The sequence below is a fragment of the Duganella kummerowiae genome (assembly GCF_053572355.1).
This window is the reverse complement of record NZ_JBKFEH010000014.1, coordinates 113,782-138,871: the sequence shown is the minus strand read 5'-3', so window position 1 is coordinate 138,871 and position 25,090 is coordinate 113,782. Positions and strand designations below refer to the sequence as shown.

28 protein-coding genes are annotated in these 25,090 nt (G+C 65.2%); 19 read left to right on the top strand and 9 right to left on the bottom strand.

Annotated elements, in window-relative coordinates; genetic code table 11:
* The first annotated feature begins 4 nt into the window (after positions 1-4).
* The 11 genes from nuoI (at position 5) to ispF (ending at position 9,618) form a co-directional block, all read left to right on the top strand.
* The gene (nuoI, locus tag ACLB1G_RS18855) at positions 5-493 is read left to right on the top strand and encodes an NADH-quinone oxidoreductase subunit NuoI (protein ID WP_491628775.1); all 489 of its coding nucleotides are present in this window, start codon (positions 5-7) and stop codon (positions 491-493) included.
* An 84-nt stretch (positions 494-577) separates the two neighbouring features.
* Entirely contained in the window at positions 578-1,210 is a 633-nt protein-coding gene (locus ACLB1G_RS18850) for an NADH-quinone oxidoreductase subunit J (protein ID WP_491628774.1), read from the top strand.
* Positions 1,207-1,515 carry an NADH-quinone oxidoreductase subunit NuoK gene (nuoK, locus tag ACLB1G_RS18845; protein ID WP_090314441.1) on the top strand — a complete coding sequence of 103 codons (309 nt, stop codon included), beginning with the start codon at positions 1,207-1,209 and terminating at the stop codon, positions 1,513-1,515. The genes ACLB1G_RS18850 and nuoK overlap by 4 nt, the downstream gene beginning before the upstream one ends.
* A 35-nt stretch (positions 1,516-1,550) precedes the next feature.
* Positions 1,551-3,644 (top strand): NADH-quinone oxidoreductase subunit L, encoded by a 2,094-nt coding sequence (gene nuoL / locus ACLB1G_RS18840; protein ID WP_491628773.1) that lies wholly within the window; start codon positions 1,551-1,553, stop codon positions 3,642-3,644.
* Positions 3,645-3,672: 28 nt separating this feature from the next.
* Entirely contained in the window at positions 3,673-5,172 is a 1,500-nt protein-coding gene (locus ACLB1G_RS18835) for an NADH-quinone oxidoreductase subunit M (RefSeq protein ID WP_491628772.1), read from the top strand.
* A gap of 20 nt (positions 5,173-5,192) precedes the next feature.
* Positions 5,193-6,698 carry an NADH-quinone oxidoreductase subunit NuoN gene (gene nuoN, locus ACLB1G_RS18830; protein ID WP_491628771.1) on the top strand — a complete coding sequence of 502 codons (1,506 nt, stop codon included), beginning with the start codon at positions 5,193-5,195 and terminating at the stop codon, positions 6,696-6,698.
* A gap of 9 nt (positions 6,699-6,707) precedes the next feature.
* Entirely contained in the window at positions 6,708-7,010 is a 303-nt protein-coding gene (locus ACLB1G_RS18825; RefSeq protein ID WP_491628770.1) for a DUF2818 family protein, read from the top strand.
* An 86-nt stretch (positions 7,011-7,096) separates the two neighbouring features.
* The gene (locus tag ACLB1G_RS18820) at positions 7,097-7,654 is read left to right on the top strand and encodes an NUDIX domain-containing protein (RefSeq protein WP_491628769.1); all 558 of its coding nucleotides are present in this window, start codon (positions 7,097-7,099) and stop codon (positions 7,652-7,654) included.
* 4 nt (positions 7,655-7,658) lie between these two features.
* Complete coding sequence (locus tag ACLB1G_RS18815; RefSeq protein WP_491628768.1) at positions 7,659-8,378, top strand: hypothetical protein; 720 nt, start codon at positions 7,659-7,661, stop codon at positions 8,376-8,378.
* A gap of 10 nt (positions 8,379-8,388) precedes the next feature.
* Entirely contained in the window at positions 8,389-9,108 is a 720-nt protein-coding gene (gene ispD, locus ACLB1G_RS18810) for a 2-C-methyl-D-erythritol 4-phosphate cytidylyltransferase (protein WP_491628767.1), read from the top strand.
* A 21-nt stretch (positions 9,109-9,129) separates the two neighbouring features.
* Complete coding sequence (ispF, locus tag ACLB1G_RS18805; protein WP_491628766.1) at positions 9,130-9,618, top strand: 2-C-methyl-D-erythritol 2,4-cyclodiphosphate synthase; 489 nt, start codon at positions 9,130-9,132, stop codon at positions 9,616-9,618.
* On the opposite strand, the gene ACLB1G_RS18800 is transcribed toward ispF, so the two are convergent.
* The 3 genes from ACLB1G_RS18800 to ACLB1G_RS18790 form a co-directional block, all read right to left on the bottom strand.
* Positions 9,592-10,050, bottom strand: a complete 459-nt coding sequence (locus ACLB1G_RS18800; protein WP_491628765.1) for a DUF433 domain-containing protein — start codon at positions 10,048-10,050, stop codon at positions 9,592-9,594. The genes ispF and ACLB1G_RS18800 overlap by 27 nt on opposite strands.
* Positions 10,025-10,300, bottom strand: coding sequence for a BrnT family toxin (locus tag ACLB1G_RS18795; protein WP_491628764.1), 276 nt, complete (start codon positions 10,298-10,300; stop codon positions 10,025-10,027). Before ACLB1G_RS18795 ends, ACLB1G_RS18800 begins: the two co-directional genes overlap by 26 nt.
* A 100-nt stretch (positions 10,301-10,400) precedes the next feature.
* The gene (locus ACLB1G_RS18790) at positions 10,401-11,267 is read right to left on the bottom strand and encodes an NAD(P)H-binding protein (protein ID WP_491628763.1); all 867 of its coding nucleotides are present in this window, start codon (positions 11,265-11,267) and stop codon (positions 10,401-10,403) included.
* 92 nt (positions 11,268-11,359) lie between these two features.
* Here ACLB1G_RS18790 and ACLB1G_RS18785 point away from each other — a divergent pair, with 92 nt between their 5' ends.
* Complete coding sequence (locus tag ACLB1G_RS18785) at positions 11,360-12,265, top strand: LysR family transcriptional regulator (RefSeq protein ID WP_491628762.1); 906 nt, start codon at positions 11,360-11,362, stop codon at positions 12,263-12,265.
* On the opposite strand, the gene ACLB1G_RS18780 is transcribed toward ACLB1G_RS18785, so the two are convergent.
* Entirely contained in the window at positions 12,252-12,782 is a 531-nt protein-coding gene (locus ACLB1G_RS18780) for a PaaI family thioesterase (RefSeq protein WP_491628761.1), read from the bottom strand. The two genes, ACLB1G_RS18785 and ACLB1G_RS18780, sit on opposite strands and share 14 nt — an antisense overlap.
* 85 nt (positions 12,783-12,867) lie before the next feature.
* Here ACLB1G_RS18780 and ACLB1G_RS18775 point away from each other — a divergent pair, with 85 nt between their 5' ends.
* Positions 12,868-13,170 carry a hypothetical protein gene (locus ACLB1G_RS18775; protein ID WP_491628760.1) on the top strand — a complete coding sequence of 101 codons (303 nt, stop codon included), beginning with the start codon at positions 12,868-12,870 and terminating at the stop codon, positions 13,168-13,170.
* Here ACLB1G_RS18775 and ACLB1G_RS18770 read toward each other — a convergent pair.
* The gene (locus tag ACLB1G_RS18770) at positions 13,167-14,408 is read right to left on the bottom strand and encodes an MFS transporter (protein ID WP_491628759.1); all 1,242 of its coding nucleotides are present in this window, start codon (positions 14,406-14,408) and stop codon (positions 13,167-13,169) included. The genes ACLB1G_RS18775 and ACLB1G_RS18770 overlap by 4 nt on opposite strands.
* A gap of 116 nt (positions 14,409-14,524) precedes the next feature.
* Here ACLB1G_RS18770 and ACLB1G_RS18765 point away from each other — a divergent pair, with 116 nt between their 5' ends.
* Positions 14,525-15,136 (top strand): TetR/AcrR family transcriptional regulator, encoded by a 612-nt coding sequence (locus tag ACLB1G_RS18765; protein WP_491628758.1) that lies wholly within the window; start codon positions 14,525-14,527, stop codon positions 15,134-15,136.
* A gap of 521 nt (positions 15,137-15,657) precedes the next feature.
* On the top strand, positions 15,658-15,963 hold the full coding sequence (locus ACLB1G_RS18760) for a hypothetical protein (protein WP_491628757.1): 306 nt from the start codon (positions 15,658-15,660) through the stop codon (positions 15,961-15,963).
* A gap of 14 nt (positions 15,964-15,977) precedes the next feature.
* Here ACLB1G_RS18760 and ACLB1G_RS18755 read toward each other — a convergent pair whose 3' ends face one another.
* The 4 genes from ACLB1G_RS18755 to ACLB1G_RS18740 form a co-directional block, all read right to left on the bottom strand.
* The gene (locus ACLB1G_RS18755; RefSeq protein WP_491628756.1) at positions 15,978-16,976 is read right to left on the bottom strand and encodes an FHA domain-containing protein; all 999 of its coding nucleotides are present in this window, start codon (positions 16,974-16,976) and stop codon (positions 15,978-15,980) included.
* On the bottom strand, positions 16,973-18,520 hold the full coding sequence (locus ACLB1G_RS18750; RefSeq protein WP_491628755.1) for a S1 family peptidase: 1,548 nt from the start codon (positions 18,518-18,520) through the stop codon (positions 16,973-16,975). The genes ACLB1G_RS18755 and ACLB1G_RS18750 overlap by 4 nt, the downstream gene beginning before the upstream one ends.
* 7 nt (positions 18,521-18,527) lie before the next feature.
* On the bottom strand, positions 18,528-19,181 hold the full coding sequence (gene ribA / locus ACLB1G_RS18745) for a GTP cyclohydrolase II (protein WP_491628754.1): 654 nt from the start codon (positions 19,179-19,181) through the stop codon (positions 18,528-18,530).
* Between the two features lie 122 nt (positions 19,182-19,303).
* The gene (locus tag ACLB1G_RS18740) at positions 19,304-20,005 is read right to left on the bottom strand and encodes a pirin family protein (protein WP_491628753.1); all 702 of its coding nucleotides are present in this window, start codon (positions 20,003-20,005) and stop codon (positions 19,304-19,306) included.
* A gap of 133 nt (positions 20,006-20,138) precedes the next feature.
* On the opposite strand from ACLB1G_RS18740, the gene ACLB1G_RS18735 reads away from it, so the two are divergent.
* The 4 genes from ACLB1G_RS18735 to ACLB1G_RS18720 all read left to right on the top strand — a co-directional run bounded on the left by ACLB1G_RS18735 (position 20,139) and on the right by ACLB1G_RS18720 (position 25,066).
* Positions 20,139-21,071, top strand: a complete 933-nt coding sequence (locus ACLB1G_RS18735) for a LysR substrate-binding domain-containing protein (protein ID WP_491628752.1) — start codon at positions 20,139-20,141, stop codon at positions 21,069-21,071.
* A 68-nt stretch (positions 21,072-21,139) separates the two neighbouring features.
* Complete coding sequence (locus ACLB1G_RS18730) at positions 21,140-22,102, top strand: EAL and HDOD domain-containing protein (RefSeq protein WP_491628751.1); 963 nt, start codon at positions 21,140-21,142, stop codon at positions 22,100-22,102.
* A complete protein-coding gene (locus tag ACLB1G_RS18725; RefSeq protein ID WP_491628750.1) occupies positions 22,095-24,236 on the top strand; it encodes a putative bifunctional diguanylate cyclase/phosphodiesterase in 2,142 nt (713 codons plus the stop codon). The genes ACLB1G_RS18730 and ACLB1G_RS18725 overlap by 8 nt, the downstream gene beginning before the upstream one ends.
* Positions 24,237-24,337: 101 nt before the next feature.
* Positions 24,338-25,066 carry a hypothetical protein gene (locus tag ACLB1G_RS18720; protein WP_491628749.1) on the top strand — a complete coding sequence of 243 codons (729 nt, stop codon included), beginning with the start codon at positions 24,338-24,340 and terminating at the stop codon, positions 25,064-25,066.
* The last annotated feature ends 24 nt before the right edge of the window (positions 25,067-25,090 follow it).

Below are 25,090 nucleotides of genomic sequence, written 5' to 3'. Positions count from 1 at the left end.
GACTATGGAACGATTAAAAGACTTCTTCGGCAGCTTCATGCTGACCGAACTGATCAAAGGGATGGCGCTGACGGGCAAGTACATGTTCTCGCGCAAGATCACCGTGCAGTATCCGGAAGAAAAGACCCCGATGTCGCCGCGCTTCCGCGGCCTGCACGCCCTGCGCCGTTATCCGAACGGCGAAGAGCGCTGCATCGCCTGCAAGCTGTGTGAAGCGGTGTGCCCGGCCATGGCCATCACCATCGAGTCCGAGCAGCGCGACGACGGTTCGCGCCGCACCACGCGCTACGACATCGACCTGACCAAGTGCATCTTCTGCGGCTTCTGCGAGGAATCCTGCCCGGTCGATTCGATCGTCGAGACCCACGTGCTGGAGTACCACGGCGAAAAACGCGGTGACCTGTACTACACGAAAGAGATGCTGCTGGCCGTAGGCGATCGCTACGAAGAGCAGATTGCCGCCGCCCGCGCGGCCGATGCTCCGTATCGCTGACGGCCAGGCGCGCCCGCAAGTCCGCAAGGGCAGGGCGCGCCGCCTCGGCGTTGATCTATCAACTGTACGTCTCCTGGGTTAGTTATGGAATTTAAAACTGCTTTGTTCTACGTGTTCGCGGCCATCATGATATTGGCCGCCACGCGTGTTATCACGGCGCGCAATCCCGTGCACGCGGCGCTGTTCCTGGTGCTGGCGTTCTTCAACGCGGCCGGCATCTGGCTGCTGCTGGAAGCCGAGTTCCTGGCCATCGTGCTGGTGCTGGTGTATGTGGGCGCCGTGATGGTGCTGTTCCTGTTCGTCGTGATGATGTTGGACATCAACATCGACAAGATGCGCGAAGGCTTCTGGAACTACCTGCCGGTGGCCTCCCTGGTGGGCGCCGTCATCGTGCTGGAAATGGCCGCCGTGCTGTGGCGCTCCTTCCTGTCGTTCGACCAGCAGGCGGTCAACGCCGGCAACATCGGCGGCACCAAGGAACTGGGCCTCTTGATCTACACCAAATACATCTACGGCTTCGAAATCGCCGCCGCCATCCTGCTGGTGGCCATCATCGCGGCCGTGGCGCTGACCCTGCGCAAGCGCAAGGACACCAAATACTTCGATGCCGGCGACGCCGTGCGCGTCAAGCGCAACGACCGTCTGAAGATCGTCAAGGTCGCCGCCGTATCGACCCGCGGCGCCGGCGCGGATGCAGCAAACAAGGAGGCTCCATGACTTTATCGCTCGCTCACTACCTCGTTCTAGGCGCGATCCTGTTCGCGATCTCGATCGTAGGGATATTCCTGAATCGCAAGAACATCATCATCCTGCTGATGGCCATCGAATTGATGCTGCTGGCAGTGAACATGAACTTCATTGCGTTTTCGCATTACCTGGGCGACGCGGCCGGGCAGATCTTCGTCTTCTTCATCCTGACCGTGGCCGCCGCCGAATCGGCGATCGGCCTCGCGATCCTGGTGGTGATGTTCCGTAACCTGGACACCATCAATGTGGAAGACCTGGATAGCCTCAAAGGCTAAGTTTTTACCTCGAATAATAACGAATAAGGTTTATCATGGCGGGGCAAATCCTCAACCCTAACCTCCTGCTGGCTGTACCGCTGGCGCCGCTAGCCGGCGCCGCGATCGCCGGCCTGCTTGGTACTCAATTCTTTGGCAACGTGATCGGTCGCAAGACCGCTACCGCCGCGACCATCCTGGGCGTGCTGGTGGCGTTCATCCTGTCGGCCATCACCTTCAACGACGTCCTCAATGGCGCCGGCTTCAACGGTACCGTGTACAACTGGATGACGGTGGCCGGCGTCAAGCTGGAAGTCGGCTTCCAGATCGACTCGCTGTCGGCAATGATGATGTGCGTGGTGACCTTCGTGTCGCTGATGGTGCACATCTACACCATCGGCTACATGGCGGAAGATGAAGGCTACAACCGCTTCTTCTCCTACATCTCGCTGTTCACCTTCTCCATGCTGATGCTGGTGATGGCCAACAACTTCCTGCAGCTGTTCTTCGGCTGGGAAGCCGTGGGCCTGGTGTCCTACCTGCTGATCGGTTTCTGGTACACCCGTCCGACCGCCATCTTCGCCAACATGAAGGCCTTCCTGGTCAACCGCGTGGGCGACTTCGGCTTCATCCTGGGCATCGGCCTGCTGCTGGCCTACGCCGGCTCCATGAACTACCAGGACGTGTTCGCCAAGCGCGAGGCGCTGTCGGCCCTGACCCTGCCGGGCACCGACTGGGCCCTGCTGACCGTGGCCTGCATCTGCCTGTTCATTGGCGCCATGGGTAAATCGGCCCAGTTCCCGCTGCACGTGTGGCTGCCGGACTCAATGGAAGGCCCGACCCCGATTTCCGCCCTGATCCACGCCGCCACCATGGTGACGGCCGGTATCTTCATGGTGTCGCGCATGTCGCCGCTGTTCGAGCTGAGCGATACCGCGCTGTCCTTCGTACTGGTGATCGGTTCCATCACCGCGCTGTTCATGGGCTTCCTGGGCATCATCCAGAACGACATCAAGCGCGTGGTCGCCTATTCGACCCTGTCGCAGCTGGGCTACATGACCGTGGCCCTGGGTTCCTCGGCCTACTCGGTGGCCGTGTTCCACCTGATGACCCACGCCTTCTTCAAGGCCCTGCTGTTCCTGGGCGCCGGCTCCGTCATCATGGGCATGCACCACGACCAGGACATCCGCAACATGGGCGGCCTGCGCAAGTACATGCCGATCACCTGGATCACTTCGTTGCTGGGTTCGCTGGCCCTGATCGGCACCCCGTTCTTCTCGGGCTTCTACTCCAAGGATTCGATCATCGAAGCCGTGCACGAGACCCATATCTGGGGCGCCGGCTTTGCCAGCTTCGCGGTGCTGGCCGGCGTGTTCGTGACCGCCTTCTACTCGTTCCGCATGTACTTCCTGGTCTTCCACGGCAAGGAGCGCTTCGGCCAGGCCCACGCCCACGGCCATGACGACCATCACGCCAAGCATGACGCCCATGCGCATGACGACCACGGCCACGACGACCACCACGACGAGGAAGACGACCACGGCCACCACGGCCTGGGCCCGGGCGAGAAGCCGCACGAGTCGCCGTTCGTGGTGACCTTCCCGCTGGTCATGCTGGCCATCCCGTCCGTGATCATCGGCTTCCTGGCCATCGGCCCCATGCTGTATGGCGACTTCTTCAAGGGCGTCATCTTCATCGGCGAAAACCACAAGGCGATGGAAATGCTGGGCGAAGAGTTCCACGGCCCGGTGGCCATGGCGCTGCATTCGCTGACCTCGCTGCCGCTGTGGCTGGCGATTGCCGGCGTGGCGTTCTCGTACTACTGCTACATGATCAATCCGCGCGTACCGGCCTGGTTCTACGCCAAGTTCAAGGCCGTGCACACCCTGCTGGACAACAAGTACTACATGGACAAGTTCAACGAGGTGGTGTTCGCAGGCGGCGCCCGCGTGCTGGGCAACGGCTTGTGGAACGTCGGCGACAAGACCCTGATCGATGGCCTGGTGGTCAACGGCAGCGCCAAGGTGGTGGGCTGGTTCTCCAAGCTGACCCGTGTGCTGCAGACCGGCTACATCTACCACTATGCCTTCGTGATGATCATCGGCATCCTGGGTCTGCTGATTTACTTCCTGCCGTTTTGGCACGCTTGATTAGCTGATACGCAAAGAGAAAACCATAATGATGCAGTCAATTTCCACACTACCTCCGTATCTGAGCCTGGCTATCTGGCTTCCGATTATTTTCGGCTTGCTGGTCCTGGCCCTGGGCCGCGACAGCCATGCCGGCGCCACCCGCGTCGGCGCGCTGGTCGGCTCGCTGGTCAGCCTGGCCGTGACCATCCCGCTGATCACCAACTTCGACAACGCGGCCCATGGCATGCAATTCGTCGAGCGCAAGCCCTGGATCGAGACCTTCAACATCCTGTACTCGCTGGGCATCGACGGCCTGTCGCTGTGGTTCGTGCCGCTGACCGCCTTCATCACCGTGATCGTGGTGATCTCGGCCTGGCAGGTCATCCAGACCCGCGTGGCGCAGTACCTGGGCGCCTTCCTGATCCTGTCCGGCCTGATGATCGGCGTGTTCTGCGCCATGGACGGCCTGCTGTTCTACTTCTTCTTTGAAGCGACCCTGATCCCGATGTACATCATCATCGGTATCTGGGGCGGCGAGAACCGCGTGTACGCCTCGTTCAAGTTCTTCCTGTACACCTTCTTCGGCTCGCTGCTGACCCTGGTGGCCATCATCTACCTGTACCGCGTCTCGGGCGGCACCTTCGACATCCTGACCTGGCACCGCACCCCGCTGACCATGAAGGAACAGATCTTCATCTTCATGGCCTTCTTCATGGCCTTCGCGGTGAAAGTCCCCATGTTCCCGGTCCACACCTGGCTGCCGGACGTGCACGTGGAAGCGCCCACGGGCGGTTCCGCCGTGCTGGCCGCCATCATGCTGAAGCTGGGCGCCTACGGCTTCCTGCGCTTCTCGCTGCCGATCGCCCCGGATGCCTCGCACTACCTGTCCGGCTTCGTGATCACCCTGTCGCTGATTGCCGTGATCTACATCGGCCTGGTGGCCCTGGTGCAGAAGGACATGAAAAAGCTGGTGGCCTATTCGTCCATCGCGCACATGGGCTTTGTCACCCTGGGCTTCTTCCTGTTCAATAACATGGCAGTGCAGGGCGGCATCGTGCAAATGATTTCGCACGGCTTCATTTCCGGCGCCATGTTCCTGTGCATCGGCGTGCTGTACGACCAGGCCCACTCGCGCCAGATCGCCGACTACGGCGGCGTCGTGAACCGCATGCCCAAGTTCGCGGCCCTGTTCATCTTCTTCTCGATGGCCAACTGCGGCCTGCCGGCCACCTCCGGCTTCGTCGGCGAATTCATGGTGATCCTGGGCGCCACCCAGTACAACTTCTGGATCGGCCTGCTGGCCGCCACCGCCCTGATCTTCGGCGCCGCCTATTCGCTGTGGATGGCCAAGCGCGTCATCTTCGGCAAGGTGGCCAACCACCACGTGGCCGAGCTGGTGGACGTCAACGGCCGCGAGTTCTTCATGCTGGGCGTGCTGGCCATCGCCGTGCTGATCATGGGCCTGTACCCGGCGCCGTTCACCGACACCATGCAGACCTCGGTGGCCGACCTGCTGGCCCACGTCGCCCACAGCAAGCTGCCTTAAGAAGATAACGGAAACACACAATGACTACTCCTCTCCAATACGCCGCGCCGGACATGGCTCCGCTGTACGCGGAAGTGTTCCTGCTGATCGGCGCCTCCGCTATCCTGCTGATCGACATGTTCCTGTCCCAGGCGCAGCGCTCGGTCACCTATGTGCTGTCGCTGCTGGTCCTGGCTGGCTGCGCCGTGCTCAGCTATAACGACTACGCGGCCGGCACCACGGTCTACACCTTCAGCGGCATGTTCGTGTCGGACCCCATGTCCAACCTGCTCAAGCTGTTCACCTACCTGGGCGTGGCCGTGACCCTGGTGTATTCGCGCCAGTACGCGGCAGACCGCGACATGCTGAGCGGTAACCTGGGCGGCGAGTTCTACGTGCTGGCCCTGTTCGCCCTGCTGGGCCAGATGGTCATGATCTCGGCCAACAGCCTGCTGTCCGTGTACCTGGGCGTGGAACTGATGTCGCTGGCCCTGTACGCGCTGGTCGCCATCCGCCGCGACAACACGGCCGCCACCGAAGCCGCGATGAAATACTTTATCCTGGGCGCCCTGGCGTCCGGCTTCCTGCTGTACGGCATGTCCATGATCTATGGCGCCACCACCACCCTGAACATCGGCGACATCGCCAAGGCTGCCGCCTCCGGCACCGTCAAGCCCACCATCCTGGTGTTCGGCCTGGTGTTCCTGGTGGCCGGCCTGGCCTTCAAGCTGGGCGCCGTGCCCTTCCACATGTGGGTACCGGACGTGTACCAGGGTTCGCCCACCGCCGTCACCCTGCTGCTGGGCGGCGCACCGAAGATCGCCACCTTCGCCATCTGCATCCGCCTGCTGGTGGAAGGCCTGCTGCCAATGGCGGTGGACTGGCAGCAGATGCTGATGGTGCTGGCCGTGCTGTCGCTGGCCATCGGCAACCTGACCGCCATTGCCCAGACCAACCTGAAGCGCATGCTGGCCTATTCCACCATCGCGCAGATGGGCTTCATCCTGCTGGGCCTGCTGGCCGGCGTGGCGGGCCTGACCGACCGCAGCGGCATTGCCGCCGCCTACAGCGCCTCCATGTACTACGTGATCACCTATGTGCTGACCACCCTGGGCACCTTTGGCGTCATCATGCTGCTGGCACGCGCCGGCCATGAAGCGGAAGAGCTGGTGGACTTCAAGGGCCTGGGCAAACGCAGCCCGTGGTTTGCCCTGGTCATGACCCTGCTGCTGTTCTCGCTGGCTGGCGTGCCGCCGATGGTGGGCTTCATGGCCAAGCTGTCGGTGCTGGCCGCCGTCCTGAAAACCGGACAGATCTGGCTGACCGTGTTCGCGGTGATGGCTTCGCTGATCGGCGCCTTCTACTACCTGCGTGTCATCAAGACCATGTGGTTCGACGAGCCCACCGACAGTGCTCCGCTGGTGGCCACCGGCGACATGAACCTGGTCCTGAGCCTGAACGGCGTGCTGGTACTGGCCATGGGCGTGCTGCCCGGTCCGCTGCTGGATGCCTGCCGCAAGGCCATGGAACTGACCCTCAATTCCTGAACGGTCTCCATGGACGCATCCTCGGCAAGCTGGCTGGTCATCGCGATCGCGCTGTTCGCGGCCAACTTGCCGTTCTTCAATGACAAAGTCTTCGCCGTGGTGAAGCTGTCCGGCCGCAAGCCCCTGGCGCTGCGGCTGGGCGAGATGCTGGTGCTGTACTTTGTCGTCGGCGCCGCCGGTGTCGCGCTGGAAGCGCGCATCGGCAGCGTGTTCCCCCAGGGCTGGGAGTTCTACGCCATCACCGCCTGCCTGTTCCTTGTTCTTGCCTTCCCCGGCTTCGTGCTGCGCTACCTGCGCAAGTCCCACGGCTGAGCCTGACGGCTCGCGCCTGCCTCCTGTCTCCCGTCCTGCCTCCCTGCTACACTGTCGTCTTCACAGACGAAGGAGCAGGCCGCTACATGGACGAACATCTCACTGAATCCCGCATCGACGGCGAGCTGGTCTACGAAGGCCATTTCCTCAAGGTGCAGCGCGACCGCATCCGCCTGCCGGACGGCAAGGAAACCGCGCGCGAATACATCCTCCATCCGGGCGCCGTGGTGATACTGCCGCTGCTGGACGACGGCACGGTGCTGATGGAGCGCCAGTATCGCTATCCGCTGCACCGGGTCTTCATCGAATTCCCGGCCGGGAAGATCGACCAGGGCGAAGATCCGCTGCTGGCCGCCCGGCGCGAGCTGGAGGAGGAAACCGGCTATACCGGGGGTGAATGGCAGTTCGTGACCCGCATCCACAACGCCATCGCCTACTCGGACGAGCACCTGGACCTGTACCTGGCGCGTGGCCTGAAACCGGGCCAGGCCAGGTTGGACGAGGGCGAATTCCTGGACACCTATACCGCCACCATCGACGAACTGCTGCAGGGCGTGCGCGAAGGCGCCATCACCGACGTCAAGACCGTGATCGGCGTATTCTGGCTGGACAAGCTGCGCAGCGGCGCATGGAAGCTGGATTGAGGCCATGAAGGCGGCGCGCCTGCTGTGCCGCATGGCGCTGGCGATGGCGTGCTGCGCGGCCGGCCTGGCCCACGGCGCCGAGCGCACGCCGTTCCAGATCCGCTGCGAGGACAGCATCGCCAAGACGGTGTCGGTGCTGTCGGCCCAGCAGAATGGCTACAGCATCAACAACCAGATGCCGTACCGCATGCTGACCGCCATGAAAGGCGTGCATGGCAACAGCAGCTATGTGCTGGGGCTGACCAAGACGGAATCGAAAATGTCGGTGGCGCTGGGCGGTCCCATACTGCAGGATGCCGCCAGCGGCTACGAGTGCATCGCGCCGAAGATCGAGGTCAAGCTGTACTACGCACCGGTGGTGGTCTACATCGGCAACGAGTTCGCGCCCGGCACCTGCGGCTACCAGGAAATCCTGACCCACGAACTGCGCCACCTGAAGGCCTATATGGACCACCTTCCCAAGGTGGAAGCGACGGTGCGCGAGGCGCTGGCCAAGCGCTTCGGCGACAAGCCGCTGTACGCGCCGTCCGGCACCGCCATGTCGGCCCTGCAGCACGAGATGAACAGCGGCTGGCTGCCCTTCATGAAGAACGAGATGGCCAAGGCCGAGCCGCTGCAGGCAGCCATCGACTCGCCCCAGGAATATGCGCGCCTGAGCAAGGCCTGCAATGGCGAGATTCAGGCTATCATCACGCGGCGGCGGTCCTCGCCGCGGCAACAGTAATTGGAATAGCATGACAGAAGCCAGCAACACCCCCCGCCCGCATTTACCTTCCTATGTCGCCTTGTTGCCGGCCGCCGGCGTGGGCGCGCGCATGGCGGCCAACGGCCCCAAACAATACCTCCCGGTGGCCGGCAAGCCCATGCTGCGGCACGCGGTGGACGCCTTCCGCGCCAGCCCGCTGGTGGCCCATACCTATGTGGTGGTGAGTCCCGACGACGGCGTGATCGCCAGCGTGCTGCCGCCCGGCGAGCCGGGCGTGACGGTGCTGCGCTGCGGCGGCGCCACCCGCATGGACTCGGTGCTGAACGGCCTGCGCGCCGTGCGCGGCCAGCTGGCCGATGACGACCTGGTGATGGTGCACGACGCGGCCCGTCCCGGCCTGACCCCGGCCCTGATCGAGGCCCTGATACGCGGCGTGGGCGATCATCCGGCCGGCGGCCTGCTGGCGCTGCCCGTGGTCGATACCGTCAAGCGCCTGGGCGCCGATGGCGTGGCCACCGTGCCGCGCGACGGCCTGTGGCTGGCCCAGACGCCGCAGATGTTCCGCTACGCGCTGCTGGAGCGCGCGCTGGGCCAGGCCCCCGATCCGCTCGCCATCACGGACGACGCCAGCGCGGTCGAGATGCTGGGCCTGTCGCCGCGCCTGGTGCCCGGCCATCCGAGGAATTTGAAAGTCACGCTGCCGGCCGACATCCGCATTGCCGAGATGTACCTGGCGCACACCGAGTAACGGAAAAGATAGGAAAACACCATGAGCAAACTCCCGTTCCGCATAGGCCAGGGCTACGACTGCCACGCGCTGGTGGAAGGCCGCAAGCTGATCATCGGCGGCGTCGACATTCCGCACCACCTGGGCCTCCTGGGCCACTCGGATGCCGACGTGCTGCTGCACGCCATCACCGACTCGCTGCTGGGTGCGGCCGCGCTGGGCGACATCGGCAAACACTTCCCCGATACCGACCCGCAGTTCAAGGGCGCCGATTCGCGCACCCTGCTGAAGGAGGCGGCGCGCCGCGTGGTGGCCACCGGCTACCGCATCGGCAACGTGGACGCCACCATCATTGCGCAAAAGCCCAAGATGGCGCCCCACATCGCTGCCATGTGCGCCAACATTGCCGAGGACCTGGGGGTGGAAGTAGGGCAGGTCAACATCAAGGCCAAGACCAACGAAAAGCTGGGCTACCTGGGCCGCGAGGAAGGCATTGCGGCGGAATCAATCGCCTTGCTGGTTGCCGGCTGAGCGGGCCAGGCGCGCGCAGGCCTCGGCGCTGCGCTGCTCGTAGAACAGTACTGCGGGGTTGTCGAACGTCGCGCAGGCCGTGTCGCTGCTGACCGCAGGATGGTCGGCCACGAAATCGCTGATCGTCCTGCCGCTGCCCAGGTAGTCAAACATCAGCTTGACCGGCACCAGCGTGCCGCGAAATACCGGCATGCCACACAGGACCTTACGGTCCATCTCCACAGTAGGCACCAGGGACCGGTAGTAGGCGAGCACCTCTTCATCGATGGGGTCATCCGGTGACCTGCGGGGAGGGATGACCCGCCCGTTAATGGTGCGCACCGGGTTGATCATATGGGCGGGATCGTACGAGAGGTCGTCATCGTCCAGGTCCGGATCGGGAGGCCAGACCATCAGTCCTGACCACCTAGATTCCATGGATGTGGTAGGCATCGGTTTCTCGCCTGGAGGCGCGGCGCATCGAGATGATCCGTACTTCATGGTAGTTCTCCGTATATGTGACAGTAACCAGGCGTCCCGCGCAGAATCCGGTGGTGTTGTAGCGGCGCTCCGGATAGAGGAAGCGGTTGTCCTCTTCCGTATAAGTGTTGCCCGCTAAAACTCCGGGCGCGTCGGCAAAATCGAGGCCGTGCTTGCGCAAATTGCTCTGGCGTTTGGCTTCATCCCAGGTAAAGCGTGCCATGTCAGTGTACTCGCCGGTGCGCATTGTTCAAGCGGCCCCGGCTGCAACATGGGCCGGGGCCGGACGAAGGGATATCGTCGCCCCGGAATGCGATGCCGGACTACGATTTGCTCAATCCTGCTTTCGACAGGACGGCGCGCACGGCGTCGTCCAGCGCCACCTTGCCTTTGCGGGCCTGGCCCTCGAAGGCGATCCAGCCCTGGTTGAAGCCATCGAGCATCTGCATGCGCGGCAGCGGATTGCGCATGCCCTGGCTGCGGAACAGGCCTTCCCAGCTGCCGCGCGGTACCGCCTCGGCCTGTACGGGATGGCCCAGCAGGCGGCTGAAGCTGGCGGCGATATCGTCAGGGCTGACCCGCGCCGGCCCTTCCAGCTCCACCACCCGCACGCCGCGCCAGCTTTCCTGCAGCAGCTCGAGGGCCACCGCCGCGATGTCGGCGCACGCCACCATGGGGATGGCGCGGTCCAGCGGCTGCAGGAAGCTGGGGATGCGCTGCGACTGCCGCGCTGCCGCCACATCCCACTGGCAGTTCTCGACGAACCAGGCGGCGCGCAGGAAAGCCACCGGCACATCCAGTCCACCCAGCGCACGCTCCATCATGCCCAACTGGTTCAGCAAATTGGGCTGTCCGGCCTGCGCGCCTATGGTGGACAGCGCCACCACGCGGCCCGGCCGGGCGTGCTGCAGCGCGGCCCGCAGCGAGGCGATGATGGCGGCCGATTCCGGGAAGCCGTCGCCCGGATCGAAGTTGGGCGGCAGCAGCACGAATACGCCGTCGGCGCCTCGGAAGGCGTGCGCCAGGGCGGCGCTGTCGCCCAGGTCCGCCACTGCCACCTCGCAGCGTGCGGCCAGGTGCGCGGCCCTGGCGGCGGCGCGCACCACGGCGCGCACGGGCAGGCCGGCGTCCAGCAGCATGTCGGCCAGCAGGGAGCCTACCTGGCCGGTGATTCCGGTAATTGCATACATGATGATCTCCTTGAGTGAATGTGCGAGCAGTGTGGTGCAAGATGATTGATACTCCTATAGCATGGAGCTCATAACATTCATGACGAGAAATCATGGTATTTGACGAGAAGACAGTGAACGGCATGCGCGTGCTGGCCGCTATCGTGGACAGCGGCAGTTTTGTCGGTGCGGGCGAGCTGCTGGGCATGTCGCAATCCGGCGTCAGCCGGGCGCTGGCCAGGCTGGAACAGCGGCTGCGCATCCGATTGTTCGACCGCAGTACGCGGCGGGTCTCGCTGACCGACGAGGGAAGGCGCTTCTACGCCCAGGTGCAGCCTTTGCTGGCCGGGCTGGAGGACGCCGTGGCTGCGGCAGGCGCCGGCGCGCTGCAGGTGCGCGGACGCCTGCGCGTGAACGTGGACATGTACGTGAGCCGCGCCATCCTCGGCCCGCATCTGGGCGACTTCCTGGCGCGCTATCCTGAGCTGGAACTGGACCTGGTGACGCGCGACCAGCTGGGCGACATGATAGGGGAGGGCTACGACCTGGCCATCCGCTTCGGCCATCCGGCCAGTTCCTCGCTGGTGGCCCGCAAGCTGCTCGACACGCGCGTGCTCACGGTCGCGGCTCCAGCCAATTTGCAGCGGCGCGGCAGGCCCGCGCACCCGTCGGAGCTGGCGCGGCACGATTGCATACAGTTCCGTGACCCGCGTACCGGCCAGCCGTTTGACTGGGAATTCCACCGCGGCGGGGACAAGCTGGTGGCGGCAACCGCGCAGCGCCTGATCCTGAACGATGCCGCCACCCTGCTGAACGTGCTGCTGGCTGGCCATGGCCTGGCCCAGGTGTTGGAGCTGGCGGTGGCGCCGCTGCTGGCCTCGGGCCAGCTGGTGGCGGTGCTGGACGACTGGCCGGACGAGCGCTTTCCGCTGTATGCGCTGTATCCCTCGCGCCAGCATCCGGCCGCCAAGACGGCCGCCTTCCTCGATTTCGTGGCCGGCCTGCTCAGCCAGCGATAGGGAACACCAGGCAGGTAGTGGTAGCCATGGCGTACAGCCTGCCGCTGGCGTCGGTCAGGCGGCCCTCGGCCACGGCCACCTGGTTGCCGACCGTGACGATCTTGCCCTCGGCGCGCACCGGCCCGGTCTTTTCCGTGAGGCCGCGCAGGTAGTTGATCTTCAGCTCCAGCGTCGTATAGCCCTTGCCGGCCGGGAGCATGCTGTGGATGGCGCAGCCCACCGCGCTGTCCAGCAAGGTGGCGATGTAGCCGCCATGTACCGCACCGCTGGGGTTGAGGTGCTGGGGACCGGGCGTACCCTGGAATACGGCCTGGCCCTTGCTCACAGCGATGGGCACGAAGTCCAGCGTCCGGCCTATGGGCGGCGGCGGCAACTCGCCGCTGCCGATGCGGTTCAGGAAGTCGATGCCGTCCTGCCCGCCCAGTTCCTCGCGGCTGGCGACGCCGGGGGCGCCGAGCCGGGCGCGCACGGCCTGTTCCTCGTCCAGCCAGGCCTGGCGGGTGTCTGTTTGGTCCATATGGGTCTCCGTGTATCGATGATGCGGCCACTATACCGCGCGCGCCGCTCTGCTACCATGGCGGCCTCGATCAACAGGAGATGACATGGCGCGTGACATATACGCCTACCGCGAAGTGGCGGTGCATTCGGTGGCGCGGGGAGGGAAGGTGGAAATCCATCCGGTGCCGGGACAGGCTTATTCGCCCGCGCTGCGGGTGCAGTGCTCGCGTGCCCTGAGCGATACGCAGCGCTACCCGTTGGGCACCTGCTTCCTGCTGTTCGCCAAGCTGACCGACCGCCTGGGCGGCGAGCAGTATTTGTACGCCTGGCACGGCGACGAAGTAAAAGTGATGACGGCCAGGGAGACCAAGGTCTTCCTGGCCGCCTTCCGGCGCGGCAGGATTTAATGGACCGCTTGCAGCTTGACGGTGGAAGGGGCTCCGTCATCCTGCCCGCGCAGCCAGATCACGGCCGCCATGGCCAGCGCGAAGACCCCGCCCACCAGCATGGCGCTGGACACGCCCAGGTGATCGACCGCCAGGCCGCCGGCCAGCGCCCCGCTGGACAGTGAAATCTGGGCGATGGCCACAAATAACGCGCCACCGCTTTCCATGGCATCGGGCGCGGCCTTGAAGATCCAGGTCTGGACCGAGATCGGCATCATGCCGAAGCCCAGGCCCCAGACCACCACCAGCACCGCCGCCAGCGCCGGATGCGTGCCCAGCAGCGGCAGCAGCAGGGTGGAGCCGCCCAGGATGGCGCCGGTGGCGATCAGCGACGCGCGCACGCTGCGGGCGACAGCCCAGCCGCCCACCAGGTTGCCGATGAAGCCGGCCGCGCCATAGGCCAGCAGCAGCGCGCTGATGGCCTTGGCGCCCATGCCGCTGACCTGGCTGAGGAAGGGCGTCACATAGGTGTAGGCGGCAAACTGGCCGACAAAGACCAGCAGCGTGGCCAGCAGGCCCAGGCGGGCCTTTTGCACGCGCAGCAACTGCGGCAGGTCGCGCAGGCGCACGGCGGCGGCGCCGGGCACGGAGGGCAGTAGCCACAGCTGGGTCAGCAGCACCAGCACGGCAATGGCGCTGGCGGCGCCGAAGGCCGCGCGCCAGCCATAGAGCTCGCCCAGCAGGGCGCCGGCCGGGACGCCGGCCACGGTGCCCACCGAGACCCCGGCGAAAATCAGCGAGGTGGCGCGGGTGGCGTATTCGGCCGGCACCAGCCGCGTGCCGAGCGCGCCGGCGATGGCCCAGAAGCCGCCCACGCCCACGCCCAGCAGCGAGCGCCCGATCAGCACCGGGATGAAGGAATCGGCCAGGCCCACGATCACGTTGGACACCAGCAGCAACAAGGTCAGGCCGGCCACCACGTAGCGGCGGTCGGTCTTGCCCACGCCTACGGTAACGAACACGGCGGCAAAAGTGGCCACCAGGCCGGGCGCCGTGACCAGCAGGCCGGCCATGCCCTCGGTCACGCCCAGTTCGGCGGCAATGGCGGGCAGCAGGCCGACCGGCAGGAATTCGGAGGTGACCAGGGCAAAGGCGCCGACCGCCACCGACAGCACGGCCAGCCAGGCCTGCAAGGTCGGCGCTGGCGCCGGAATAGGGGGAGGCAGGTCCACGGCCTGCACATGGGCTGGAGATGACATGGTGTGCTTTCTGAATTGGGTAAATGGTCAGTAAGGGCTTGAGTTTTTTACTGCCCGGTTCGATAATGATGTAGGTGACGAGGCGAACTTGTCAATGAATTTTTTAACTGATCGGTATGAAAAAAGAATCTAAGGCGCCGGCGCGCAAGGGCCGGCCGCGTACTTTCGATGAGGACGCGGCCCTGGACCAGGCCATGAAAGTGTTCTGGGAAAAAGGCTACGAAGGCGCCTCGCTGCCGGCGCTGACGCAGGCCATGGGCATGAACCGGCCCAGCCTGTACGCCGTGTTCGGCAACAAGGAGAATTTGTTCAAGCTGGCCCTGGAGCGCTACACGGCCACCCATGATCCGCTGCTGCACACGGCGCTGGGCAAGGCACGCGCGCGCGAGGTGGTCGAGCACCTGCTGCGCGGCGCCGCCGACGCCCAGACGGAGCAGGACAGTCCGCACGGCTGCCTGGTGATCAATGGCGCGCTGGCCTGCAGCGACGAGGCGCTGCCGATCAAGGACTCCCTGATCGCCTGCCGCGCCGGCCAGGAAGGACGGCTGCGCGAACGCTTCAGCCGCGCGAAAGAGGAGGGAGACTTGCCGCCCGACGCCTGCCCCGGCCAGCTGGCGCGCTACGTGATGACGGTCTCGAACGGCATGGCGGTGCAGGCCGGCGCCGGCGCCACCCGCGAACAATTGCAGCAGGTGGTGGACCAGGTCCTGCGCGGCTGGCCGGTGTGAGAGCCACCTGACAAATCGTAAATTTAGCCGGCGGGCAGGATGCTACCGTTCTTAATGTCTCCAACACATTGAGGGTAGCGATGACTACTGAACAATCTCGCGCCGCTTCCTTAGGCGTACAATTTAATGAATTTGAATCGAGAGTGCAGACGGAATTTGATGAGTCCGCTTGGCATTTGTTTTGCGGGACAGTAGTCAATTTCCAGAACGATTTGTACATGAGCGCGCAGAGAATGCATGGAGCGGGCAAATCCGGAACTGATACTGTTGTACACGTCGAAAGACGTCGAGCGCGCTGCAATGCGGCTCGACTTTCAGCGTTTCCATCTGCGCAGGCGACGAAGTAATTTACTTCAGCTTGCAGTAATGCTGAGCAGCCTTTTGGCGGGCGTTTTCGGTAATTGGGCGTTTACCGATATTGTGGGCGCTCATCCCTCAATCCTGCCTTGGTGTGGCTTGATCAGCTCGATCGTTGGCGCTACTGCGTTTTATCACTTGTTATCTTTAAGGAGTGTTGAGCCATGAAAACTTCCGAAGATACATACAAAAATAGATTCAGAATATTGCACAAGTTGTACCAGCTCACTGGCGGGGTGGCGGGGCGCCAGCTGATCGATATTCCGGAGCTGGCTGCGGAGCTGGCGATGCCGGTGCAGGTCGCACTGGAGACTTTCGTCTATTTGAAAAACGAAGACTTGACGGTGTGGACCGGCTTCGGTGGAAAAGGAACAATTACCCCTATGGGTGTCAGGGAGGTCGAACGCGCGCTGAGCAATAAACGTATGGGATATTTCCCTACCGATATCGCTGCACAGTGCGGCGTTTGACCTGGGCTGCGGCCTTATTCCCCGTCGCTGTCGCCATCCTCGTCATCATCGGGCGCGCCGCCATCCTTGCCGCCGCGGGCACGGGCGCTGTCGGTGGCGGTTTTCAGCCTGGTGGCGGCGGCCAGGAAGTCGTCCACGCTGTGGTCGGGACTGTGGCGCGCCGCCGGCGGCAGCAGCACCGCCATGTACAGGTCGTCCGAAGTGCGGCCGGTGCTCTGCAGGTTGGTCATCAGGACCATGGCCACGCTGGCCGCCGCCAGCACCGCGCAGGTGGCGGCCATGCGGCGCGGATGGTGCGGCTTGATGGTGGTCAGGTGGAAGTACAGCATGCCCCAGCCGATCAACAGCAGCGCCAGGTTGCCATAGCCTGTCACCGCTTCGGCCGACCAGGCGTAGGCCACCGTCACGCTGGCCGCGCGCCACAGCAGCCCCACGGTCAGTCCGCAGCCGAGGATGAACAAATGCCGGCCCAGCCGGGCCTGGCTGCCGAACAGGCGGTTGGCCAGGGCCCAGCCGCCGCTCCATACCAGCCCCGCGCCCAGGCCGGACGCGATCACCAGCACGTAGCGCATCAGCTGGAAGCCGTCGACGTCGCTGATCCAGTTTTCCACCCCGGCGAACAGGGCGATCAGCAGCAGGCCGACCACGCCCGGCGCGGCGCCTTCCCAGCCGTGCATGGTGGTGTCGGCGCGCTCGGGCGGCACCGCGAAGTCGGATGGCCGCACCCGCAGCCGCGTGTGGCCCAGGCGCACCACGGCGTCGCCGTCCAGCTTGACCGTGCCCTGGCGCCGGCCCTTGTAGACGGTGCCGTTGCGGCTGCCCAGGTCGCGCAGCAGCAGGCTGCCGTCCTCGGCCGCCTCGATCACGGCGTGGTGGGCGCCGCTGTGGGCGTCGTCCAGGATGAAGTCGTTGTCGTAGGCGCGGCCCAGGCGTATCGGCAAGTCCTGCACGGCGTGGCGGTGCAGCACTTCGCCGGTGCGCGCCAGCACTTCGACGAAATAGGGCGGCTTCATGGCCGGCCTCCGCTGGTCGCGCCGGTATCGGCCTTGATATCCGCCTTGCCCTCGGCCTTGGCGGCGGTGGCGGCCCTGGGCGCCGGCTTGGCCGGCAAGCTCACCGGCGCCAGTCCCAGGCCATCGAGGAACACGCGCGTCAGGCGCAGGCCGTTGTCGTAGGAGACGCCGTTGGCGTCCAGCCGGCTTTGCAGGCTCATCAGGCCCTGGTCGGTGCTGGCGGTCAGCAGCGAGAAATCGTACAGCCCGGCGAACTTGCGGTAGGCGCGCACGCACAGCACGGCGCGCAGCGGCAGGTCCTTGCTGCGCACGAAGGATTCGGTGCAGCTGGGCGGGGTGCGGCGGCTGTCCTTGTTGCTGCCGAAGGATTCGTTGCGGAAGGAGGCGCTGGCCAGCTGGGCGAAGCGCAGCTTGTCCAGGCGGGTGCTGCGCAGGAACTGGTGGCGTATCGCGACCTGGCCGGTCTGCAGCCCGCCGCTGACGAAAATGGCCGATTCCATGGCGCAGCTGGCGTTATCCACCGTGAAGGGCTTGTCGGCGCGCACGTTGGAGCTGCCCCAGCAGCGCATCTGTTCCGATTCGCGCACCGGCACGCTGTACGGTCCCATGGGCTTCTGGCTCAGCGGGCTGGACAGCAGGTGGTCGACCATGGCGCGCTGATGCTGCAGCAACTGGGCCGCCACCACCGTGGTGAAGTCGGTGGGCGCCGCCTTCTGCTGCTCGACCTGCTTGAGCAGGGCCTGGGCATAGCGGGCCGGCACCAGGAAGGACACCAGTTCGCCGTCCAGGCGCTTGGACACATTGATGCCTGCCACGGCGCCATCGACCGTCACGCTGGGGCCGCCGCTCATGCCGGAGTTGATGGGGCCGGTGAACATCAGCTGGTCGTAGAAACTGCGTGCAATCACGCCGTTGTAGGCGCCTTCGGAAATGGCGAAGCCCAAGTCCAGGGGATTGCCCAGCGAGTACAGGTACTGGCCCTGGCTCAGCTGGGCCAGGTGTTCCGGCATCTTGAAAAAGCCGGTGCCATTGCGCGACACGCGCAGCACCGCCAGGTCATGCAGCACGTCGACCGCCAGCAGCTCCACGTTGCCGCGCTGGCCGCCGGTGTCCACCCATTCGCCCACATAGGTGTCGGGATCGAGCGCGAACTGCGATACCACATGGTAGTTGGTCACCACCAGGTTGCTGGTGCCGATCAAAAAGCCGGAGCCCACCGAGGACTGGGTGCGGCCGCTTTTGAGCAGCGAGCGCACTTGCAGGATATCGTTCTTGGCGGCGGCGTACAGGTGCTGCGCCGAGCTGGAGGGCGGCGGCAGCGGCGCGCTGTCGCCCTGGGCGGCGTTGGAGCCGGGGGAAGCGGCGGCGGGAGCAGCGGCCTGGCTCGCGGCGGAGGCCGCCGTAGCGGCGCCTTTGGGAGCGGTGTGAGCGGCAGGGAGCGCGGCGGCTCCCGGAGCGCCGGCTCCCGCCGTGGACGGCGCGGCCTGCGCGGCGGCCCAAGCCCAGGAAAGTGTCAGTAGTGCGGCAGTCTGATGGAATTTCATGCAGTCCTTACAGGGCGCCATCCTCGGCGGGGGCGGGCGTCACCGGCGTCATCATGTGGCCCAGCTTGGCGGCCTTGGTGTCCAGGTAGTGCGTATTGAAGGCATTGCGGTTCACCAGCAGCGGCACGCGTTCGGCCACCGTGATGCCCAGCTTGCCCATGGCATCGATCTTACGCGGATTATTGGTCATCAGGCGCAAGCTTTTTACATTGAATTGTTTCAGCATGGGCAGCACCAGGGCGTAGTTGCGCTGGTCGGGCTGGAAGCCGAGCCGTTCATTGGCTTGCACCGTGTCCGCGCCTTCCTCCTGCAGGCGGTAGGCGCGGATCTTGTTGACCAGGCCGATGCCGCGCCCTTCCTGGCGCAGGTAGAGCAGCACGCCGCGGCCCTCGTCGGCGATTTTCTTGAGCGCGCCTTCCAGCTGGGCGCCGCAATCGCAGCGCTGCGAGAACAGCACGTCGCCGGTCAGGCACTCGGAATGTACGCGCGCCAGCACCGGCTGGCCGTCGGCTATGTCGCCCAGCACCATGGCCAGGTGTTCCTTGCCGGTGCCCTGTTCCACGAAGGCGTGCAGGGTGAACTGGGCCCAGGGCGTAGGCAGCGCGCAGGAGGTGGTGTATTCCAGTGCGGGGGTGGCCGGGGTCTCTACGCTGTGCGACATGGTGATAACTCTTCAAAGTAAGGTAAAAAAGGCGCGCCGGGGCTGAGTGAACAGACCCGGCGCGCCCTTCATGATACCAAAACTGGACGAAATTTATTTTCGGCCAGTTTCAGCTTCCCGGCTCAGCCCGGCAGGTCGAACACCAGCAGCTCGGCCGCTTCGGCGTTCTCCAGGGTAATTGAGCGCTCGCCGCTGATTTTCAAGGCATCGCCGCCTTTCAGTTCGACGCCGTTCACGGTCACCTTGCCACGGATCAGGTGCACATAGCCCAGCCGTCCGGCGCCCAGCTCGTGGCTCAGCTTGTCGCCCGAGGTCAGGATGCTGGCGTACAGCGAGGCGTCCTGGTGGATCAGCACGGAACCGTCGCGGCCGTCGCTGGAGGCGATCAGGCGCAGCTGGCCCAGCTTGCTCTCGGTGCTGAAGTTTTTCTCTTCATAGCTGGGCGGGATGCCGGTCACATTGGGCTGTATCCAGATCTGCAGGAAGTGCACCGGGGCGCTGTGCGAGTGGTTGAACTCGCTGTGGCGCACGCCGTTGCCCGCGCTCATGCGCTGCACGTCGCCGTAGTGCAGCACCGAGCCGGTGCCCATGCTGTCCTTGTGTTCCAGCGCGCCGTCCAGCACGTAGGAGATGATTTCCATGTCGCGGTGGCCGTGGGTGCCGAAGCCCTGGCCGGGGCTGACGCGGTCCTCGTTGATCACCAGCAGGGGGCCGAAGCCGACATGGTTGGGGTCGTAATAGCTGCCAAACGAGAAGCTGTGGTGGGAATTCAGCCAGCCGTGGTTGGCGACGCCGCGTTCTTCCGATTTACGAGTTTGCAACATGATGAGCTCCGTTTCTGTTTCTGGTTAATGTGCGATAATTTTGAAAGATCACCGCATCGATGAGTCACAGTATAGGCCTCTCGATCGCATTAAAAAAACGGAAAATTTACCCCTTTATTGTCGAAAAAATCGAATGCTCAGACTCAGCCTGGAAGCCCTGCAGATCGTGGACGCCATCGACCGCCGCGGATCGTTCTCCGCCGCCGGCAAGGAATTGCACCGCGTTCCCTCGACCATCTCCTATACCGTCGGCAAGCTGGAGGATGAGCTGGGGGTGCAGATTTTCGAACGCAACGGCCCGCGCGTGACCCTGACCCCGGCCGGGGACGAGTTGCTCAAGGAAGGCCGCTATCTGCTGAAGGCGGCCCAGGACCTGGAACACCGGGTGCGGCGCGTGGCCTCCGGCTGGGAAACCGAGCTCACCATCGGCATGGATTCCATGTTCTCGCCCTGCGTGCTGCACGACGACGTGACGGCGTTCTACGAAGTGGCCCAGCAGACCCGCCTGAACATCGTGCAGGAAGCCCTGACCGGCACCTGGGAAGCGCTGCTGGACCGCCGGGTCGACCTGCTGGTGGGCGCGCCCGGCGATGGCCCGGCCGGCGGCGGCTATGTGTCGCACGTGCTGGGCCAAGTCGATTTCGTGTTCGCCGTGGCGCCCTCGCACCCGCTGGCGGCGGTCGAGGGCAAGCTGGGCCGTTCCCACCTGCAGCATTACCGCGCCATCAGCGTGGCCGACTCGGCGCGCCAGATGGCGCCCCGCACCGTGGGCCTGCTGCTGGGCCAGGATGCGCTCACCGTGCCCAATATGCTGGCCAAGTTCCAGTTCCAGCTGTCCGGCCTGGGCTTCGGCTTCCTGCCCGAGCCGTGTGCGCGGGCCGCCATCGCGGCCGGCCTGCTGGTGGAGAAGGCGGTGGAGGAGCCCAAGCCGGCTGAAACCTTCTACCTGGCCTGGCGCAGCGGCGAGGCCGGCGCCGCCCTGCAATGGTGGATCACGCGCATGCGCCAGGCAGGCTTGTTCGGCCGCTTGTTCGATCATTTGCCGCACCGCATGCTATCGCTATAATATTGACTCACGCCAACAATTTCCGGGTAAGATAGCTGGATCGTCACACCTTGGATTTTCTGGGCGCCATGACTCCGCTAGTATTCCTGCAGCCCCTGGCCGACCGCAACGGCCAGCCCGGCGCGCTGCTGTTCAGCGCCGCCACGGCCGGCAGCCAGCCTGCCGACTGGCCCTTGCATCACTTGCAAGAGCTGTGCAGCGCGATGGGCTGTTACTATCCCGCCGACACCGAGGCGGCCGTGGCCGAAGCCTTGCGCCAGGCCGGCTGGCAGGCGCTGGCGCCCGCGCGCCTGCAGCGCGTGGATGGCAGCCTGGACGAGGTGTCCGCCGGCGCCGTGTGGCTGGCTGGGGACTGGTACCTGGCGCCTCCGCCCAAGGCTGTGGGCGCCCAGGCCGCCTCGCGCGCCCTGGCCCTGCAGCTGGTGCAGCTGGTAACGGCCGATGCCGACACCCACGAAATCGAAGCCCTGCTGCGCAAGGATGCCACCCTGTCCTACCACCTGCTCAAGCTGGTCAATTCGCTGGGCATGGGCACGGGACGGCGGGTGACCAGTTTTGCGCAAGCCATCCTGATCCTGGGCCGGGCCCAGCTGCGGCGCTGGCTGAACCTGATGCTGTTTTCCTCGCGCCAGGGGGACAACCGTTCGGCCATGCTGCTGGCGCGGGTGGCGGTGCGGGCCCATGCCATGGAAGCGCTGGCGCGCGCCCTGGGCGAAGACCGCCAGCAGCAGGAGCAGGCCTTCATGGCTGGCATGTTTTCCCTGCTGGGGGTGTTGTTCGGCATGCCGCTGGAGGACGTGCTCAAGCCGCTGGCCATCAGTCCGTCCGTGCAGCAGGCCTTGCTGGAGCAGGCCGGGCCGCTGGGCGCGCTGCTGGCCTTGCTGGAAAGCGCCGAGGCCGGCGATGCGCCGGCGCTGGCGGCGCATCTGCAGGCCCTGGGACTGGCGCATGAGGATTTCAACCGCCTGCTGATCGACGCCTACCTGTGGATGCAGGGCGTCAGCGCGGGCAAGGGCGGCGTCCATGCATGATGCTGCCGTCGAGCGCTGCCTGGAACTGAGCCGGCTGGCGCGCCAGCGGCAAGGGCAGGCGCTGGCCGATACCCTGGCCGAACTCGACACCGAACTGATGCGCTTGCGCAGTCCGCCGGGCGCCGCCACCATCGAAATGGACCTGATGGGCTATGTGACAGGCTGGAGCGAGGGCGCCCAGCAATTGCTGGGTTACACCGCTGAGCAGGCCGTCGGCCAGCATGTACTGTTCCTCTATCCCGAGGACGACGATGGCGGCGATATCGGCACGCTGCAGCTGGCGCCGGAAGCGCCGTCCGTCAGCGAGGTCTGGCGCCGTACCAGCGCCGGCCAGCTGATACGCTTGCGCCGCACCCTGACCCTGCGCGCCGACGCGGGCGGGGAAGCAGTGGGCATGCGGGTCCTGCTCAAGCAGCTAGAGCCGCTGGACGGCGCCTTGCCCGCCGTCGGCGCCGCCGCGCTGCACAGCCGGCTGGTGGAGCAGGCCGAGGTGGCGCTGCTGATCACCGACCTGCGGCAGCGCATCATCTACGTCAATCCCGCCTTCAGCCGTATCGCCGGCTACAGCGCGGCGCAAGCGCTCGGCCAGAGCCCGGACCTGCTGCGCTCCGGCGTGCCGGATGCCGAGCTGCGCACCCGTGTGCAGGGCGTGCTGCAGGATGGCGTGACCTGGCGCGGCGAAATCATCGGCAAGCGCGGCAACGGCGAACTGTTCCCGCAATCCGTCACCGTCAGCGCGCTGCGCGACGAAGCGGGCCGCATCAGCCACTGCTGGGTGGTATTTTCCGACCTCAGCGTGCACAAGGACGCCCAGGCCCGCATCCAGCGCCTGGCCAACTACGACCAGCTGACCGGGCTGCCCAACCTGGGCCTGCTGCACCAGTTGCTGGGCCAGGTGCTGACCGAGGCGCGCCGCGCGCGCAGCCACGGCGCCTTGCTGGTGCTGGAACTGACCCGGGTGGGCGCCATCAGCGACACCCTGGGCCACGAGGTCGGCAATGCGCTGCTGTGCGAGATCGCGCGCCAGTTCCGCGCCGCCCTGCGCGACGGCGACATCCTGGCGCGACTGGACGGCGCCCGTTTCGCGGTGGCGTTGCCGCGCATCGAAAAGCGCGAACACGCCGCCATCGTGGCCCAGAAGCTGCTCAAGGTGCTGGACACTGCCATCCTGGTCGAGGGCCACGCCCTGCAGGCCGGCGCCCATGCCGGCATCACGGTCTACCCGCAGGATGGCGACGACGTGCCGGTGCTGCTGCATTATGCCGAGATGGCGGCCGGCCGCGCCAGCCACCATCCCGCTCCGGCGCTGGCCTTCTATAGCGAGGAAATGAACCAGCGCGCCCAGGAGCATTTGCGCATCGAGAGCGAACTGCGCGAGGCCCTGGCCAATGGCGAACTGATGCTGTACTACCAGCCCAAGGTCAGCCTGCGCAGCGGCCGCATCGTCGGCGCCGAAGCCCTGCTGCGCTGGCGCCACCCGGTGCGCGGCATGGTCTCGCCTGGCGTGTTCATCCCGGTGGCCGAGGAAACCGGGCTGATACTGGAACTGGGCGCCTGGGTGCTGGACGAAGCCTGCCGCCAGGTGCGGGCCTGGAACGACGCCAACCTGATCATGCCGCCGGTGGCGGTCAACCTGTCGGCGCGCCAGTTCGACCAGCAGCTGCCGGCGCGCGTGGCCGCCGTGCTGGACAAGCACGGCGTGCAGCCCGGGCAAATCAACCTGGAAATCACGGAAAGCCTGCTGGTGCGCGGCGCCGACAGCGTGGTGGCCATCATGAACCAGCTGGTGGCCATGGGCATGTCGCTGGCGCTGGACGACTTCGGCACCGGCTATTCCAGCCTGGCCTACCTGAAGAAATTCCCGATCAGCACCCTCAAGATAGACCGCGCCTTCGTGGTCGGCCTGCCCTATGAGGAAAACGATTGCGCCATCGCGCGCGCCATCGTCACCATGGGCCAGCAGCTGCGCCAGGAAATCGTGGCCGAGGGCGTGGAGACGGCCGAGCAGATGGCCTTCCTGCGCGAACTGGGCTGCGACCAGCTGCAGGGTTATCTGTTCAGCCAGCCGGTGCCGGCCGCCGACTTCGCCGCCATGCTGCGCGAAGGCAAGCGCCTGGCCTTTGGCGGGCGCTAGGCGATACCAGGGGTAGCGTCTGCCGCCACCCCGGCGGTTTCAATGTGTTACATCTGCCGCCTTCCTATAATGCCTGCACGTTGAACGCAAGGGGATGCATCATGAATTTACGCTGGCCGGTGGCGCTGATGGGATTGCTGGGATTGAGCCTGTGCTGGCTGGCGCTGGCCAGCACGCCCGAAGAGGATGCGCCGGGAGAACTGCCCCCCGTGTTCAAGGCCACCATCCCCGCCAGGCTGCGCGACGGCCTGGAGATGGTGGAGATCCGCCAGCGCTGCAACGGCTGCGTGCCCTGGCGCTATATCGACTACTACGATAATAATTCGCAGCAAGCCACCCACCGCGCCAAGGTCACCGTGCAGGCCGGCTACTCCGCCATGTATTCCTATCCCGGCACCCAGTACTTCGCCAACGTGAAAATCGAGCAGAGCGCACCCGGCAGCTACGAGGCCGACCGCATCGCGGTCATCGACGCCCTGCGCCACGAGTGCCAGCGCAAGAAGGAGCGCGTGGCCAGCTACCTGGCCGGCCATGCGGACGTGCGCGAGAAGGTTGAAGCCCAGCTGCAGAAGGGCAAGGAAGCCATCGAGTTCGAGGAGGGCAGCTATCGCGGCGTCCAGTTCGTGTCCTGCACCGAGAACGTCATCAAGCTGATCAGCTCCACGCCCAGCCAGCTGCAGATCTTCGTGCCGCGCCACCAGGTCGTGGTGACGGCCTACCTGCTTCGGCAAAGCAATTCCAGGTTCCATACCACGGAGGAATTCCTCAGGATGCGGCGCGACTTCATCGAGGGCTACATCGATTTCCTCGCCGCCACCGACGCCAGCTGATACCCTAGCGTTTTTGGCACACCA